General features: G+C 68.1%; 16 protein-coding genes. 7 read left to right on the forward strand and 9 right to left on the reverse strand.

The genetic code is table 11. From position 1 onward, the window contains the following. Positions 1-30 precede the first annotated feature (30 nt). Both ABZV58_RS30280 and ABZV58_RS30285 read left to right on the forward strand, forming a co-directional pair. Positions 31-657: a TetR/AcrR family transcriptional regulator gene (locus tag ABZV58_RS30280; protein WP_355003597.1), complete on the forward strand. Its 627-nt coding sequence runs from the start codon at positions 31-33 to the stop codon at positions 655-657. A 124-nt stretch (positions 658-781) separates the two neighbouring features. Further along, the gene (locus ABZV58_RS30285; RefSeq protein WP_355003598.1) at positions 782-2,512 is read left to right on the forward strand and encodes an acyl-CoA dehydrogenase family protein; all 1,731 of its coding nucleotides are present in this window, start codon (positions 782-784) and stop codon (positions 2,510-2,512) included. A 4-nt stretch (positions 2,513-2,516) separates the two neighbouring features. Here the strand turns inward: ABZV58_RS30285 and ABZV58_RS30290 are convergent, their stop codons facing one another. Beyond that, positions 2,517-3,662, reverse strand: coding sequence for a hemerythrin domain-containing protein (locus ABZV58_RS30290; RefSeq protein ID WP_355003599.1), 1,146 nt, complete (start codon positions 3,660-3,662; stop codon positions 2,517-2,519). Positions 3,663-3,667: 5 nt separating this feature from the next. Further along, entirely contained in the window at positions 3,668-4,294 is a 627-nt protein-coding gene (locus tag ABZV58_RS30295) for a helix-turn-helix domain-containing protein (RefSeq protein WP_355003600.1), read from the reverse strand. A gap of 200 nt (positions 4,295-4,494) precedes the next feature. Here ABZV58_RS30295 and ABZV58_RS30300 point away from each other — a divergent pair, with 200 nt between their 5' ends. From ABZV58_RS30300 to ligD, 3 genes are all read left to right on the forward strand, one after another. Then, entirely contained in the window at positions 4,495-4,890 is a 396-nt protein-coding gene (locus tag ABZV58_RS30300) for a cold shock domain-containing protein (RefSeq protein ID WP_253811062.1), read from the forward strand. A 93-nt stretch (positions 4,891-4,983) separates the two neighbouring features. After that, positions 4,984-6,066, forward strand: a complete 1,083-nt coding sequence (locus tag ABZV58_RS30305; protein WP_355003601.1) for an ATP-dependent DNA ligase — start codon at positions 4,984-4,986, stop codon at positions 6,064-6,066. Continuing rightward, complete coding sequence (ligD, locus tag ABZV58_RS30310) at positions 6,063-7,064, forward strand: non-homologous end-joining DNA ligase (RefSeq protein ID WP_355003602.1); 1,002 nt, start codon at positions 6,063-6,065, stop codon at positions 7,062-7,064. The genes ABZV58_RS30305 and ligD overlap by 4 nt, the downstream gene beginning before the upstream one ends. 5 nt (positions 7,065-7,069) lie before the next feature. On the opposite strand, the gene ABZV58_RS30315 is transcribed toward ligD, so the two are convergent. The 5 genes from ABZV58_RS30315 to ABZV58_RS30335 all read right to left on the reverse strand — a co-directional run bounded on the left by ABZV58_RS30315 (position 7,070) and on the right by ABZV58_RS30335 (position 11,501). After that, the gene (locus tag ABZV58_RS30315) at positions 7,070-7,756 is read right to left on the reverse strand and encodes a hypothetical protein (RefSeq protein ID WP_355003603.1); all 687 of its coding nucleotides are present in this window, start codon (positions 7,754-7,756) and stop codon (positions 7,070-7,072) included. A gap of 443 nt (positions 7,757-8,199) precedes the next feature. After that, on the reverse strand, positions 8,200-8,385 hold the full coding sequence (locus ABZV58_RS30320) for a hypothetical protein (RefSeq protein WP_355003604.1): 186 nt from the start codon (positions 8,383-8,385) through the stop codon (positions 8,200-8,202). 500 nt (positions 8,386-8,885) lie between these two features. Continuing rightward, positions 8,886-9,446 (reverse strand): helix-turn-helix domain-containing protein, encoded by a 561-nt coding sequence (locus ABZV58_RS30325; RefSeq protein ID WP_355003729.1) that lies wholly within the window; start codon positions 9,444-9,446, stop codon positions 8,886-8,888. A gap of 97 nt (positions 9,447-9,543) precedes the next feature. Continuing rightward, positions 9,544-10,689, reverse strand: a complete 1,146-nt coding sequence (locus ABZV58_RS30330) for an acyl-CoA dehydrogenase family protein (RefSeq protein ID WP_355003605.1) — start codon at positions 10,687-10,689, stop codon at positions 9,544-9,546. A gap of 125 nt (positions 10,690-10,814) precedes the next feature. Beyond that, positions 10,815-11,501 (reverse strand): TetR/AcrR family transcriptional regulator, encoded by a 687-nt coding sequence (locus ABZV58_RS30335; RefSeq protein ID WP_355003606.1) that lies wholly within the window; start codon positions 11,499-11,501, stop codon positions 10,815-10,817. A 192-nt stretch (positions 11,502-11,693) separates the two neighbouring features. Here ABZV58_RS30335 and ABZV58_RS30340 point away from each other — a divergent pair, with 192 nt between their 5' ends. Continuing rightward, a complete protein-coding gene (locus tag ABZV58_RS30340) occupies positions 11,694-12,632 on the forward strand; it encodes an alpha/beta fold hydrolase (protein WP_355003607.1) in 939 nt (312 codons plus the stop codon). 7 nt (positions 12,633-12,639) lie between these two features. Here ABZV58_RS30340 and ABZV58_RS30345 read toward each other — a convergent pair whose 3' ends face one another. Both ABZV58_RS30345 and ABZV58_RS30350 read right to left on the reverse strand, forming a co-directional pair. Beyond that, on the reverse strand, positions 12,640-13,143 hold the full coding sequence (locus tag ABZV58_RS30345) for a flavin reductase family protein (protein WP_355003608.1): 504 nt from the start codon (positions 13,141-13,143) through the stop codon (positions 12,640-12,642). Between the two features lie 86 nt (positions 13,144-13,229). Further along, on the reverse strand, positions 13,230-14,030 hold the full coding sequence (locus ABZV58_RS30350) for a PRC and DUF2382 domain-containing protein (RefSeq protein WP_355003609.1): 801 nt from the start codon (positions 14,028-14,030) through the stop codon (positions 13,230-13,232). A gap of 267 nt (positions 14,031-14,297) precedes the next feature. Here ABZV58_RS30350 and ABZV58_RS30355 point away from each other — a divergent pair, with 267 nt between their 5' ends. Further along, entirely contained in the window at positions 14,298-15,728 is a 1,431-nt protein-coding gene (locus ABZV58_RS30355) for an SDR family NAD(P)-dependent oxidoreductase (RefSeq protein ID WP_355003610.1), read from the forward strand. Positions 15,729-15,761 lie beyond the last annotated feature (33 nt).

The raw sequence follows: 15,761 nt of genomic DNA on the forward strand, positions 1-15,761 counted from the left end.
CCGATGTCCGGTAGGCATTACTGTGAATCGGTGCAGACAGGCCAGGAATCAGAGGACGCCGGTCCCCGCATCTGGGGTGGGACGACGCTCACCGAGCGCCGGGAGGCGCGCCGCGCCGCGCTGCTCGAGGCCGCGCTGGATCTGATCGGCGAGGCGGGAGCGGCGGGCGTCACGATGCGCGCGGTGTGCCGCCGTGCCAACCTCACCGACCGCTATTTCTACGAGAGTTTCAGCAGCCGCGACGAACTGCTCGATGTGCTGTACCGGCAGATCGCCGAGGAGTTCCTGGAGCCGATGACCGCGTTCGCCTCGGCCGACGACCCGTCCAGGGATCGGGCGCTGTCGGAAGTCCTCGTGGACAAAGTGCTGGAGGATCCGCGCAAGTCGCGCCTGTTCCTGGTCGAGCCGTATTCGAGCACCGGCCTCGGCCAGACCACCATCGCCGTGATGCCCGCCTTCACCCGGCTGATCCAGGACCACCTGTTCGTCCACATCGCGGATCCGGTCCGGCGCAGGCTGGCCGCGGTGAGCATGGCCAGCGGCAATGCCGGAATGTTCTCCGCGTGGCTGAACGGTTCGCTGCGCGCGACCCGCGAACAGATCGTCGACCACTGCGTCGCCACCCTCACGGCCTACCGCTCGATCTACCGCTCCTGACCCGAGAGATCCCACGGCCCGCCGCCTCGCCCGAGGCGGCGGGCCGTTGTCGTTGCCGGGAAATCCGCGACAGACAATTGACGGCAGGTGCCATCACTTCTAAATTGATGGCACACGCCCTCAGATGAAAGGCAGCGCGGCCATGCCCCTGTTCAACCCGAAGACCGACACCTTCGCGGAATTCGACCCGACGACCCGGCGGCTGCTGGCCTCGCTCGTCGACTTCTTCGAGAGCAAGGGCAAGCAGGCGCTCACCGCCGACGCGCACCGCGGCGAGTGGTACGACGACTGGATGGCGTACCTGGCCGACTCCCGGATCCTCGCCTACATGGCCACCCCCAAGGCGCACGCGGGCGGCGATCCGGACAAGCGCTGGGACACCGCGTTCATCTCGAAGTTCAACGAGATCACCGGGTTCTACGGCGCGCAGTACTGGTACGCGTGGGGCGTGTCGACCCTCGGCCTCGCCACCATCTGGCAGAGCGCCAACGGCAAGGCGCACGCGCGCGCCGCCGAGGAGCTGGACCGTGGCGGCATCGTCGCGTTCGGCCTGTCCGAGAAGGACCACGGCGCCGACATCTACTCCACCGACATGCTGCTCACCCCCGACGGCGCGGGCGGATTCATCGCGAACGGCAGCAAGTACTACATCGGCAACGGCAATGTCGCGCGACTGGTGCCGACCATCGGCCGCCGCACCGACGTCGAGGGCCCGGACGCCTACGTCTGGTTCCTCGCCGACAGCGGTCACCCCAGTTACACCCTGGTGAAAAACGTCATTCACGGCCAGAACTACGTCAGCGCCTACGATCTGGCGGACTACCCGGTCACCGCCGACGACGTGCTGCACACCGGCCGCAAGGCCTTCGACGTCGCACTGGCCGCGGTGAACTGCGGCAAGTTCAACATCGGCATGGTCACCCTCGGCATCGTGCAGCACTGCTTCTACGAGACCGTCGATCAGGCGGCGAACAAGATCCTGTTCGGGCATCCGGTCACCGACTTCGGCCAGGTGCGACAGATCCTGTCCGACAACTACATTCGTATCACCGCCATGAAGCTCTACCACGAGCGAGCCATCGACTACATGCGCGAATCGTCCCCGGCGGACCGGCGTTTCGTCATGTTCAACTCGATCGGCAAGATGAAGGTGACGCGCGAGGGCGAGCGCGCCTTCCGCGAGCTCTCGGATGTCATCTCCGCCAAGGGTTTCGAGAAGGACACCTACTTCGCGATGGCGCGCGGCCTGATCGACTCCATGCCGCGGCTGGAGGGCACCGCGCACGTGAACATGGCGCTCACCCTGAAGTTCATGCCGAGCTTCCTCTACAACGCCGCCGACCTGCCGCCGGTGCCGGTGCGCCGGGACGCGGGCGACGACGAGGCGCTGTTCCGCCAGCCCGGCGCCGCGGGTCTGGGCAAGGTGCGCTTCGCCGACTGGCGGCCCGCGTTCGCCGACTACCGTCACCTGCCGAACGTCGCGTTGTTCCTGGAGCAGGCAGAGCGGTTCGTCCAATTCCCGGTGCAGGCGCCCGCCACCGACGAACAGCTGACCGATCTGGACTACCAGCTGGCCGTCGGCGAGTTGTTCACGCTGCTGCCCTACGGCCAGCTCATCCTGGAGCAGGCGAAGATCGCGGGCACGCCCGACGATCATGTGGACGCCATCTTCGAATTGTTCGTCCGCGACTTCTCGGCCTACGCGCTCGGGGTGTTCGGCAAGGCGTCTTCCACTGCCGCGCAACAGGAATGGGCGCTCAGCGTGCTGCGCAAGCCGATCTCCGACGCCGCGCGGGCCGATCGCGTCTACGCGGAGGTGCTCGGTCACGCGGGGGCGTACCGGATGAACCCGTAGTGTTTCAGGACGATTCGCGCTCGACCAGCTGGGCGAGCCGATCGAGATCGCCGTGCAGCGCGCGGGAACGATCGCGGTGCGCGGGAAGGAATCGGTAGATCACCCAGTCGAGCCAGACCGGAAGGGCCAGCACCCGGAAGGTCTGCTCGATGCGGGTCCCGTCGGGTGTGGGCCGCAGCCGGAAACGCCATTCGGAGTTGTCGCCGAAGACGCCGCCGTCGGTCACCCAGACCAGTTCTCGTGGTTTGTCGACGACCGTACAAGTGCAGACGCGCCGCCAGCGCCAGATGCCCGATTTGTTGCTGCCGCGGAAGCGGGCGCCGACCTCCGCGCGGGTGCTGTCGCCGAGCCAGTGGGCCTCGCGGCATTCGTGGCTCCACTCGCCGACGCGGGTGACATCGGCGAGCACCGCCCACACCGCCTCCGGCGGCTCAGAGCAGAACACCTCGTCGCTGCCGCCCAGCGGGACGTGCAACGGGGAGAATTCCGCGGTGTGCCAGCGCCGGAACGCGGCTTTGCGGTATCGCTTGATCAAGACGTGCAGCATCAGCCAACGCGGGACGGCGGGGACCATCTCGCCGATCGCGGCGGCATCGGCGGGCGAGGCGTCGTCCACGAGGAACAACCCCTCGTCGAAAAGCTCGATCGGGCCGAGGGGTTTGATGTTGTACACGTCGGCCCAACGCCGCCACTCCCGTTCGGTGACGACGGCGGAGACCACCGGCATCATTTCGTGCTCTTCGCGTTCCAAGTGCGGATACAGCACGGTCTCCAGATGATCGAGCGCCGCGAGCACATCGGCGCGGGCCTCGGCGCTCACCCGATAGACCGCCGCCGCGCGGATCAGCCGGTCGATGGCGAGTTCGATGGCGCGGTGGTCGGCGTGCATCCGGTCGAGCAGGTGCGCCGCGGCCGGGTCGCGGTCGCGGACCAGCGGATAGAGGTACTCGTCTTCGGACTCGTGGTGATGGTGCAAGAAGCGCATGATCCAGAGCAGATGTTCCGCGATCGCGACGCGCTGCTCGTCGAACGGATAGGGCCAAGCGCTCAACGCGTTCCTGGCTCTGCGCAGATCACGGCGCATCGCCGAATGCACGATTCCTATCACGCGGGTGTCGGCGGGCCGTTCCAGGTCTGCGGAGGAAGTCATGTCGATTACTCCTCGGCGAGGTCGAGCAGCCGAATCACGGTGTCGGCCGCCCAGTTTCGATACTTGTCCGGCGTCCACGCCGATTCCTCGGTGAGCGCGAGGTAGACCTCGCCACCGAGAACAGCGCGCAGCGAGTCGGCTTCGGCGTCGGTGACGGGTCGACCCGTCACCGCCTCGAGCCCCGCCCGCATCGACGTCCAGCGATTCGCGCGGTCGCGGGCCGCGAGGACGGCCAGTTCCGCATCGGCGGCCGCGGCTTGCGCCAGCACCCGGTGCAACGCCGCCGATCTCCGGTTCACGGTCTCGAGCAGGCCCGCCAGCTTGGCGGCGCGCTCGCGGACGACGCCCGCCGCGATGGCGTGGAATTCCGGCCGCTCGAGCAGGGGCACCGGCTCGTCGTCCCCGACCACGGCCACGTCGAGCACCATTTTGAGGATCTCGCGCTTGTTGCCGACGCTGCTGTACACCGTCTCCACCGCGCAGCCCGCGCGGCCCGCGATGTCGCGCATCGAGGTGCCCGCCCACCCGCGGGCGACGAACAGCTCGGCGGCAGCGGCCAGCACCGCCGCCCTCGTCTCGTCGGCCTTCGCCTGGCGCAGGGTGGAACGGTATCGCCGAGTGCTCGTGGCCATACTCCATTGTCGAACAGGCCTGTATTCAACACAAGACTGTTCCAGCGAATTCTCGATCGAGAATGCCCGCGGCGCTTCCTTTCCCGGCGGAAAAGAGATCGCGATACGCACGGGGTGAACTCTCCACAAAAGGCGCTTTCGAACGACGAAGCGGATAATGCGAGCTAAAGTGGCCGGGTAGCGACGGCGGCGAGGAGCGGGTGTTGGTGTCCATCGGGAAATTGGTGTCGTTCGACAGCTCTCGGGGGTTCGGGTTCATTCGACCGGAAGACGGTGGACCGGATGTGTTCGTGCACGTGAACGACATCGGACTGGACGAGGACGAACTGCGCCAGGGGCGGGTCTTCGAATTCGACGTCACCGAGGGCGACCGGGGCCCCAAAGCGATCAATCTCAGCGCCGTCGGCGGTGCGGCCGCCGCGCCGTCCCGCCACAAGAAGGACCGGTCGTCGACCGGCCAGCTCACCGCCGCCGAGCACAAGCGCCTGATCACCGAACTGCTGCTCGACGCGAGCCCCGCGCTCACCGCGGGCGAGATCCTCACCATCCGCGACCGCCTCACCGCCTTCGCCGATCAACACGGCTGGTTGGATTAGGCGGGTTTACCGTTGGGATCGGGACGGTCTCTCATCGCTGGACTGATTCGACGTCGCTGCGCAACCTGTCCCAGGTGACCCGAGGAGGAACGTGTGGACCTACCGGTGATGCCACCCGTCCGGCCGATGCTGGCCAAGACCGCGCCGTCGGTGCCGCGCGAGCCGGGCCTGAGCTTCGAACCCAAATGGGACGGATTCCGGTGCGTGGTGTTCCGCGACGGCGACGACGTCGAACTCGGTTCCCGCAACGACCGCCCGCTGACCCGGTATTTTCCCGAGGTCGCGGAACTGCTGAAACAGGCGCTGCCCGACAAATGCGTGGTGGACGGCGAGATCGTGGTGGTCACCGAGCACGGCCTGGATTTCGACACCCTGCAGAATCGGCTGCATCCGGCCGCGTCGCGAGTGAACAAGCTCGCGGTGGAGACACCCGCGAGTTTCGTCGCCTTCGATCTGCTCGCGCTCGGCGACAAGGACCTCACCGACGAACCGTTCGCCGAGCGCAGGCGACTGCTGGAGACGATTCTGGACACCGCGCTTGCTCGCGTCCACCTGACGCCGCTGACCCGCGACCCGGACGTGGCCGAGGACTGGTTCACCCGGTTCGAGGGCGCGGGTTTCGACGGGGTCATGGTCAAGGCCGATGCTCAGCCGTACCAGCAGGACAAGCGGGTGATGCTGAAGGTCAAGCACGAGCGGACGGCCGACTGCGTGGTGGCGGGGTTCCGCTGGCACAAGGACGGTCAGGGCGTCGGCTCGCTGCTGCTCGGATTGTTCGACGACGAGGGTCGGCTGCATCACGTCGGGGTGGCGAGCAGTTTCACCGCGGCCAAGCGCGAGTCGCTCGTCGAGGAGCTGAAACCGTTGCGGGAGAACGCTTTGGCGAACCATCCGTGGCGGGACTGGGCCGACGCCGCCGCGCAGGCGAAGGCGGAGGGCAAGATGCCGGGTGGCGTGAGCCGCTGGACCGGCGGCAAGGACCTGTCCTGGGAGGCGCTGCGGCCGGAGCTGGTGGCCGAGGTTCGCTACGAGCACGTGCAATCCGGTCGGCTGCGCCACGGCGGCAGGCTGGTGCGCTTCCGGTCCGATCGCACGCCGGAATCGTGTACCTACGCCCAGCTGGACGAGGTGGCGCCCGCCGAGCTGAGCGCCATCTTCACCGAGGCGTCGCGATGACCGCGTCGGTGGACATCGAGGTCGACGGTAGAACCGTCACCATCAGCAATCCCGACAAGGTGTACTTCACCAAGCGCGGCGAGACCAAGCTCGATCTGGTGCGTTACTACCAGGCGGTGGCCGAGCCGTTCCTCGGTGTGGTGCGCGACCGGCCGCTGCTGCTGGAGCGGTATCCCGATGGGGCGTCGGGCAAGTCGTGGTTCCAGAAGCGGGTGCCCAAGTCGGCGCCCGACTGGCTGCACACCGTGGAGGTGTCGACGCCGAACGGCACCACCAGCGACGCGCTCGTCGCACACGACCTCGCGCACATTCTGTGGGCGGTGAACCAGGGGTGCCTCGGTTTCCACGTCTGGCCCAACCATGTCGCCGATCTGCGCATCGCCGACGAATTGCGGATCGATCTCGACCCCTCCCCCGGTATCGGTTTCGACGATCTCAGGCACGGCGCCGTGCTCACCAGAGACCTGTTCGCCGAACTCGGCATCGAATGCCGGGTCAAGACCTCCGGCTCGCGCGGACTGCACATCTACGTCGCGCTGCAGGAGAAATGGGACGGCTACCAGGTGCGCGCGGCCGCGGTCGCGCTGGCCAGGGAGCTCGAGCGCAGACACCCGGACCTGATCACCGCGCAATGGTGGAAAGAGAAACGCGGCCAACGGGTATTCATCGACTTCAACCAGAACGCCCCCCACAAAACGGTATTCGGCGCGTGGTGCGTGCGCCCGAAGGTCGGCGCCCAGGTCTCGACCCCGATCTCCTGGGACGACCTGGGCACCGTCGCCCCCGACGAACTCACCATCGCGACCGTCCCCGCCCGCCTCGCCGAACACGGCGACCCCTGGTCCGACCGCCAACCGCAATCCATCGCCCCCCTCCTCGAAATGTCCGACCGCGACATGGCCGCCGGCCTCATGGACGCCCCCTGGCCCCCGCAATACCCGAAAATGCCCAACGAGCCACCCCGGGTCCAACCCAGCCGCGCGAAGAAAGCGGAGTAGGAGACCTATTCCGTCCAGAGGACCCAAGCGGAAGTGCGGGATTGGGTTTCGCAGACGAGGGCGTGGTTGTCGGAGGTGCGGCCGGTTTTGGCGACGGAGGAGTCGCATTTGGTGCCCGCCTCGTAGACGCCGGTGCCGACGTTGTACGGGCCAGACCACTGGTAGCCGTCGTCGGAAGCGGCGTTGGCCAGGCACAGCAGCGTTCCGCCGTCGGACGCGGCGCCGATCAGCCCGGCTTGGGTTTCGGTGCAGGCCTCGCCCTTGCGCACCGTCGGCGGGGTGGCGGTCGGGGACGCGGTGGTCGGCGGCGGTGCCACCGGAGTCGGCGCCGAGGTGGTGGCGACCGTCGTGACCTGGGCGGTCGTGGACGCGGTCGCCTGGTTGGCGCGGGAAACGGTGTCGGGCAACATGTTCCCGGACAGTACGAAGAACCCCGCCACCGCCGCGACCTCGGCCGCGCCGAGCAGCAGCGCGAAGCAAGCCATCACCCGTCCGCGCGGATGACTGAAAGCGATGAACCCGAAGACGATCGCGACGGGAAACAACGCGAGCAACGCGGCCACCAGCGCGACGATCGCATAGGGATTGACGATCGGCCGCGGCTCGAAGGGGAACGGATCCTCCGGTTCCCGCTCGTCCGGCCAAGCCTCGGGCCAGCGCTCGCGCTCCTGCCACTGTTGCGTGCGTGCCATCCAGGTCCCTCTCGCATTCACTCATCGCGCGGAAACCCGGGCTGTCCGGTCCCGCCCGATACGCAGACAGAATACGGACGAATTGCCGCAATAAGACCGAATTGTCCGATCGATAACGAAATAGGGAACTCGGCACAACGCTCGGCCCCCGGAACGTGAGGTTCGTGCCGAGCTTGCGGTGACATCGCTGGCTATGCGCTGGCGCACGCGGGAGGGACCAATGCACGGAGCACCGGTTCACCGGGCCAGGGCAATCGGTCCTGACGTGCGCAAGCGCGCGCGATCCGCTCGGCGATAACTACGAATTGCCCGGAATAGTGCCAGGTGTCGCAACCGTGACGAAAAGCGCTACGGCGCAACGCCGCCCCGCGCGCCGAAGCCGACCGCGTGAACGGCCGGCTCGGACGCCACGCCGCGTGGTACGCGCGGCGAGTGCGGCGAACTCAGATACAGAAGACGACACTGCCGAGAGGCAGGCAGAGGATCACGGAACCTCCGGCGGGCGTGACGGACGCGGAGACCGGAGCCGCTTCCGCGGGAGCCGGGGTCGCCGAGGCGGGCGCTGCGAGGAAGCACAGTGGCAGGGCCATGGCGGTCGCGGCGGCGGTCTTGATCATTTTGCTGGACATTGTGTAATCCCTTGATTCGATCGAGTAATTCACAAAGGCCCGCGTCGGCCGCTCATGGGTTTTCAGCCAGTTGGGCGCTGGATTGGACAGCCCGGCTGCGCCGATGATGCGGTCGCAGGCTGCCGTGCCGCGGCCAGGTGGGCGGGCGCCTGGACGCCGACCATCCGTCCGCCACCGGGAGTGTCGACTCGACGGCCACGCGACCAGATCAGCGCCCCGACAGGCAACGGGCCGGCGCCGGATCATCAGGCATCCGCCCTCCGCGGCACCCAGCGGACGAGTCGAACGTCGCGGATGTCGGCCGCGACGCGAGCGCTCCTTCGATAGTGCGGGAAGGCGTCCAGATCAGCTTACTCCCGGCTACCAAGCCCTTCCGCAGGAATCTCGGAAAGATTCGAGCGATTTTCTCCTGCCAAATGCCCGATCCAGAACCGAGATTCACGCGGATGGACCTGTATCCGCTGGTTACCGCGCGGAGCCGTGCCGAACCGGCGGGCGGATCAGCGCCGCCGGTCGACCTTGGGCATCGTCTCGGTGACCAGCGTCAGCAGCAGATCGGCGAGCAGTTCGTGCACCTGTTCCCGAGTGAGGTTGCCGCGGGTGATCCACTCCCGGCCCGCGACTTTGACCAGCCCGCCGTACGCCCGCACCATGGCCCGCAGTTCGGCACTGTGCGCCGAACCGGCCAAACCGATCATCACCAGCGTGCGCTCGGCGGCGGCGTCGTCGGCCTCGTCGAGGATCTGCTGCACCTCGGGGTCGTCGCCGACGCCCTCGTGGCTGGTGACCTTCACCCAGGTGCTGCCGTGCTCGCCGATGGTGTCCAGCAGCCAGTGCACGCTGGCGTCGACACGCTCGCGATCGGTCCCCGCGGGCACCGTCATGGCGTCGAGCTTGGGCAGGGTCACCATCCGGCGCACCACCGCCAGATACAGATCCCGCTTGTTGCCGAAGTAGTGGTTGATCAGCCCGCGGGCCACTCCGGCGCGCTGCGCGAGTTCCGCGGTGGACACCGCCGCGTACGGACGTTCGCCGAACATGTCGATCGCGCACGCGAGGATCTGCGCGCGCCGCTCGTCGGGTTCGAGCCTGCGGCGGCGCGGCGACTCGTCGGCGGCGCTCTTCGGCCCCGTCGACGCCGCTCCGCCGCTTCGGGTTTCAGAGAGACCGCGCAATGAGATCCTTCATCACTTCGTTGCTACCCGCCAGGATGCGCAGGACGCGGGCGCCGGTGTAGAGCTGGGAAATCGGATACTCCGTCATATAGCCGTAGCCGCCGAACAGTTGCAGGCAGCGATCGACCACGATACCGAGTTGATCGGTGATCCAGTATTTCGACATGGCCGCGGTCGGGATGTCGAGGTCGCCGCGCAGATGCTTGACGATCGCGTCGTCGAGGAAGGTGCGGCACACCCTGGCCAGCGTCGCGCATTCGGCCAGTTCGAACTTGGTGTTCTGCATCGCGAACAGCGGCTTGCCGAACGCCTCGCGGCCCTTGGTGTAGTCGACGGTCAACTCGACCGCCTTCTCCATCATGGCGGTGGCGAGAATGGCGGTGACGAGTCGCTCCTGGGCAAGCAGCCGCATCATCTGGTAAAAGCCCTGACCTTCGGCTTCGCCGAGCAGGTTCGCGGCGGGCACCCGGAGTCCGTCGAAGAACAGCTCGGCCGTGTCCTGGGCCTTGCCGCCGATCTTGTTCAGGATGCGGCCGCGGGTGAAGCCGGGGGTGTCGTCGCCGACCTCGGCGAAGATCAGCGAGACGCCCGCCGCGCCCTTCGCGGGGTCCGTCTTCGCGGCGATGATGATGCCGTCGCAGAGCCAGCCGTTGGTGATGAAGATCTTCGAGCCGGTGATGACGTATTCGTCGCCTTCGCGCACCGCGCGCGTCTTGATGTTCTGCAGGTCCGAGCCGGTGCTGGGTTCGGTCATGCCGATGGAGAGCACCATCTCGCCGCTGGCCGCCTTGGGCAGCACCCGCCGCTTGAGTTCCGCGGAACCGAACTCGATGAGGTACGGCGCGATGATCGAGCTGTGCACCGCCATGCCGAGCGAGCCGTCGCCCGCGAAGGCCTGCTCCTCGATGATCGCCGCCTCGTGCGCGAAAGTGCCGCCCCCGCCGCCGTATTCGGTCGGGATGGCGGTGCACAGCAGGCCGAGTTCGCCCGCGCGGTTGTACAGGTTGCGGTCGGGGTGGCCCTGCGCGACGAACTTCTCCTCGTGCGGGACGACTTCCTTCTCGAAGAACGTCCGTGCGAGGTCGCGTACGGCTTCTACCTCGTCGTCACTCCACGCGGCGCGTGCCATGGTTCGATCCTTTGCTCGCCTCGGACCGGCCTCGGCGCCGGTCCGTCGTCATCAGGTTCCAGCACTATTGGCGGCTTGTCAACAAGTGCGGTCACAGGTGCGCTCCGACAGACCGATGGAGGGGTTCAGCGCGCGGACTCCAGCGCGGCGAGCGTGGTGAAGATCGGCGAATCGGGGTCGGCGACGATGCCCTGCCCACGCAGGAATCCGTCGATCAGTCCCCAGACCAATCCGCCGGCCCGATCGACGAATTCGGCTGTGCTCTCCGGATCGGGGCGGCCGGAATCACCCAGCCACAGATCCGTCACGGCGACGACCGAACCGACGACGGCGCGGGCGAGATAGTCGATTCCGGCGGGATCGATCGGCAGGGACTCGGCGATCTCGCGCGCCTGTCGCGTGAACCGATCGGCCGCGGCGCGACCGAGATCGAACTGCAGCACCGAGCCGTCGCCGCGCTGGCTCATCTGCGCTCGACCGAGGAATCGGAACACGTTGGGGTGCTCGAGAATACGGTCGGCGTATCCGGTGAGCACGCGGCGCAGTGCGATGCGCGGCGGTTGCAGCACCAGGGTCAGGTCGGTGCCCGCCGCGGCCGCGACGGACTTGCCCATCCGGTCACCGATCTCGGCATAGAGATCGGCCTTGTCGGCGAATCGCCGGTACAGGCGCGGCTTGGTGATGCCTGCCGCCCTGGCGATGGCGTCCATGCTCGGCCGTGGTCCGTCCCGATCGATGACCCGCACGGCGGCGTCGACGATCTCCTCGCGCGTGATCGTCGTCTTCGCGGATCTGTCGTGCGTGCGTCCCACGGCCGCAGCCTACCCGTACCGGCGGTACGCCCACCGGTCGACAGACACGGCGGACCACGAGTCCGTGATCCAGCTCATAGCGTCCACACCATTGCTTCGACGGCCGCCGTACTGGCAATATCGTGGAACGTACCGCCAGTACGTTCGGGTGCCGCGCGCCCGGCAGTGACGGACAGCGACCGAGGCGAGCCTATGACCGAATCGTTCGACAGGACCGGATCGGGCGGAACCCACCGCCCGCGACGCGAGCGCAGGGTCCGCGGCGCCGACGGCGAGCTCGCGGTCTTCGAGTGGGGTGATCCGCGCGGCGTTCCGCTGATACTGATGCACGGACTCACCGACACCCATCGGGTCTGGCGCGAGGTCGCCGCGCTGCTCGCCGACGACTTCCGGGTCGTCGCCTACGACGCCCGCGGGCACGGCCGGTCCGAAACACCCTCCGGCCCTGGCGTTTTCCGGCTCGACAAGCTGGCCGACGATCTCTTCGCGGTGCTCGACGCGGTGAGCCCGAACCTGCCCGCGCACGTCTGCGGACACGGGTGGGGTGCGATCCAGGGCTGGGAGGCGATCTGTGATCCGCGCGCCACCACCAGGATCGCCTCGTTCACCGCCATCTCCGGACCCAATCTCGATCACCTCGGCGTCCAGTTGCGCGAGCTGGCTCTCCGGCCGCACCGGATCCAGCGACTGCTGGCCGACCGCAAATTCTGGCGGCACGGCGCGGGCTCGGCGCGCACCGCGGCCGTCCGCGTCACCTATCCGCCACGGATGCGCACCTGGTTGATCGAGCTGCTCGGCGGCATTCCCGCCGCGTACGCGCCGATCGCGCCGACGTGGCGGGCGGATCTGGTCGCGGGCGCGCGCATCGTGCACGCCAACCTGGCGCCCCGCCTGCTGCGGCCGCGTCCCCGGCCGACCCCGGTGCCCGTGCAACTGGTGGTCGACACCACCGACGTGCTGGTGCCGCCGTTCCTCTACTACGGCAGCGCCCGCTGGGTGGACCGACTGTGGCGCTGCTCGATCCCCGCCGACCACTGGCTACCGACCACCGAACCGCTGCTGGTCGCCGAGGCGCTCGGCAATTTCGTCGAAGACCTGACCGCCGCGGACACGAGCCTGCCCCGCGGCTGAGCTCGGCTCAGGCCTCGTGTCCCGGGGAGAGATCGAGGACGGCGGCGAGGCGCAGCGCGGGACGTGCCGAATCGGCGGCGTGTCCCGCGGTCGGTTCCAGGACGACGCCGACGTGATCGCCGAAGTCGTACCTCGCCACGATCCGGCCCGTGAACCAGTGCGTCGCCGCGCTCAGGATCGGCAGCCCGTGCGGACCCTCGGTCCACGCGCAGCGCGCGAATTTGTCCGTGCTGTCTCCTGTTTCGGCGCCGAACAACCGCGCGAGCTCCCGGTCCTGCTCGGTCAGCAGGTGCACCGCGAGGTGTTCGGCGTCCGCGGCGACACGGAAGGTGTGGTTGTTCTCGGACAGCCCGACCACGAATCGCGGCGGGTCGATGCTCAGCTGCGTGCCGAAGCCGACCAGACATCCCGCGCGCGTTCCGCACGCGACCGTGGTGACCACCCAGATCGGATAGTCCGCCGCGGCGAGTACCGCGTCGAAAGCGTCGCGAACCTCCGAGTCGTTCGGCACAGCTGACCTCTCCTTCGATAACGAATCGGCCGCCGGCGCCGCCGAGGGATGTGCTCCGGTCCTCGACGACACCGTAGCGCGGCCGGTCACCACCTATCGGTATCGCGCGGCTCGTCGATGCCTTCGGTCTGGACGCGTTCCCTGCGCACCGTGTCGGACACGGTCCGTTCGTCGTCGACCTCGTCGACCTCGAGCCGCACCCGTTCCACCGGTACCGAGTCCTTGCGCACGGTGACCTCGTCGCGGAACAGGGTCATCTCGCGCTCGTCGTCGCCGATCTCGCCGCGCGCCGAGGACGGGTCGGCGATGGGCTCGCGCACCAGACGCGCTTCGTCGTGCTTGGTGGGCACAGCTACGGTCTGCTCGTCTTCGACCACGTACTTGCGCACGCGCGCGGTGCCCGCTGCCTCGCGCTCGGTGCCGATGTCCAGCCGCTCCTCGGAACGGATCAGCTCGCCGTCGGTCCGCTCCATGCCGGTGCGCCCGTCGCCGTCGATCGCCCGGTCCGCGGCGGTGGGCTGGTTGCCCATCTGGTTCTCGCCGTAGGGCCTGCCGTAGGTCTTCCACGCCGAGAGAGCCGGGTCGATGTGGTAGTGGTCGAACAGTTCTCGCTCGCTGCGCTGGCTGATGTTGCCGTCCTCGTCCAGGTACGGCGCGGACTTGACCTCGTCCTTGCCGACCCGCACCTGCAGCGCCGAGCGGTCGCGCCGGTGTTCGGCGCCCGCCAGCGGCACCAGCGAGTCGTGGCCGAACAAGCCCGTGGAGACGGCGATCCAGGTCGGGAAGCCGCTCGCGTTGTCCACGTAGATTCTCTTGACCCTGCCGACCTTGTCGCCGTCACGGTCGTAGACGGTGCTGCCGAGTACTGAATCCAGCAAATGACTCATGGTCTCCTCCTCGATCTTTCCTCCGGACGATCGCGGCGACCAGCCGAGCGAGCGATTAGCAGGACACCGCGGACCTGCATGATCATCAGTTACACAGCGGCAACTACCCGCTCCCTTCCTGCACAAACAGCGGCCGGTCGCGCGTCGGAATCCCGCTCTGCCAGGAGAGACGTCCGCGCTCCGCACGGCCGGACCGCGACCCGACATCGGGGTTTGCGACAATGGTGACTTCGATCGCCCAGCTCACGAAGGACCTCCGCAGACCCGATGGCCGACAGCAGTATCGATCCCGACGAGCTCGCCACCTGTCTTCGGGTACTCGACCAGGCCGGACAGCTGGACAAGGAACACCCCGACTCGATCGCGGTGCAGCGTGCGGTCGGGCACATGTTCAAGAAGCTCAAGCAGCGCCGCCGCGTCGAGGCGCGCGACAAGGTCGCGACCGCGGATCGCGCGGTGGTCGCCGCCACCGCCACCGGCTCGCCGAATCGCATCGATGACGAGACCGCGGGCATCCCGCTGACCTCCACGGCCAGGGGCGCGAGCGCGGGCACCTTGATGCGCGCGCGACCCTGCTACATCTGCAAGCAGCGCTACACCCGCGTCGACGCCTTCTACCACCAGCTGTGCCCGGAGTGCGCCGAGAGCAGTCACGCCAAGCGCGACGCGCGCACCGATCTGTCCGGCCGGCGCGCGCTGCTCACCGGCGGCCGCGCCAAGATCGGCATGTACATCGCGCTGCGGCTGCTGCGCGACGGCGCGCACACCACCATCACCACCCGTTTCCCCAACGACGCCATCCGCCGCTTCGCCGCGATGGACGACAGCGCCGACTGGCTGCACCGGCTGCGCATCGTCGGCATCGACCTGCGCGATCCGGCGCAGGTGGTGGCGCTCGCCGACGACGTCGCCGCGCAGGGCCCGCTCGACATCCTGATCAACAACGCGGCACAGACCGTGCGCCGCTCCCCCGGCGCCTACAGCGCGCTGGTGAAGGCCGAGTCCGGTCCGCTGCCCGCTGGCGCGCTGCCCGATGTGGTGAGCTTCGGCAAGACCATGCAGGCGCACCCGACCGCGCTCACCGCCTCGCTGGCGCCCACGCTCACCGCCGCGGACGTCGCCGAACTCGCCTTGGTCGCGGGATCCGCCACCCCGGAACGGATTTCGCGCGGCGTGGCGATCGACGCCGGCGGGCTGGTGCCCGATCTGGCGCACACCAACAGCTGGGTGCAGACCGTCGGCGAGGTCGATCCCACCGAGCTGCTCGAAGTGCAGCTGTGCAATTCGGTGGCGCCGTTCATCCTGGTGTCGCGCCTGCGCCCGGCCATGGCGGCCGCGCCGGCGCGCCGCAAGTACATCGTGAACGTCTCCGCCATGGAGGGTCAGTTCAGCCGCGGGTACAAGGGCCCGGGACATCCGCACACCAACATGGCCAAGGCGGCGCTGAACATGCTGACCCGCACCAGCGCCAAGGAGATGTTCGAATCGGACTCGATCCTGATGACCGCCGTGGACACCGGCTGGATCACCGACGAGCGCCCGCACTACACCAAGATCCGCCTGGCCGAGGAGGGCTTCCACGCCCCGCTCGACCTGGTCGACGGCGCCGCCCGCGTCTACGATCCGATCGTGCGGGGCGAGGACGGCGACGACCTCTACGGCTGCTTCCTCAAGGACTATCAGCCCTCACCGTGGTGAGCCTCCACCGCCGGGCCGGGTCGGGCGCGCAGA

The sequence above is a fragment of the Nocardia sp. NPDC004654 genome (assembly GCF_040609595.1).
Classification (GTDB): Bacteria; Actinomycetota; Actinomycetes; order Mycobacteriales; family Mycobacteriaceae; genus Nocardia.

Coding starts and splice junctions, on each gene's coding strand:
- ABZV58_RS30320 (WP_355003604.1), bottom strand. CDS start 8,385: ATGTCCAGCAAAATGATCAAGACCGCCGCCGCGACCGCCATGGCCCTG.
- ABZV58_RS30350 (WP_355003609.1), bottom strand. CDS start 14,030: ATGAGTCATTTGCTGGATTCAGTACTCGGCAGCACCGTCTACGACCGT.
- ligD (WP_355003602.1), top strand. CDS start 6,063: ATGACCGCGTCGGTGGACATCGAGGTCGACGGTAGAACCGTCACCATC.
- ABZV58_RS30290 (WP_355003599.1), bottom strand. CDS start 3,662: ATGACTTCCTCCGCAGACCTGGAACGGCCCGCCGACACCCGCGTGATA.
- ABZV58_RS30330 (WP_355003605.1), bottom strand. CDS start 10,689: ATGGCACGCGCCGCGTGGAGTGACGACGAGGTAGAAGCCGTACGCGAC.
- ABZV58_RS30295 (WP_355003600.1), bottom strand. CDS start 4,294: ATGGCCACGAGCACTCGGCGATACCGTTCCACCCTGCGCCAGGCGAAG.
- ABZV58_RS30285 (WP_355003598.1), top strand. CDS start 782: ATGAAAGGCAGCGCGGCCATGCCCCTGTTCAACCCGAAGACCGACACC.
- ABZV58_RS30355 (WP_355003610.1), top strand. CDS start 14,298: ATGGCCGACAGCAGTATCGATCCCGACGAGCTCGCCACCTGTCTTCGG.
- ABZV58_RS30315 (WP_355003603.1), bottom strand. CDS start 7,756: ATGGCACGCACGCAACAGTGGCAGGAGCGCGAGCGCTGGCCCGAGGCT.
- ABZV58_RS30340 (WP_355003607.1), top strand. CDS start 11,694: ATGACCGAATCGTTCGACAGGACCGGATCGGGCGGAACCCACCGCCCG.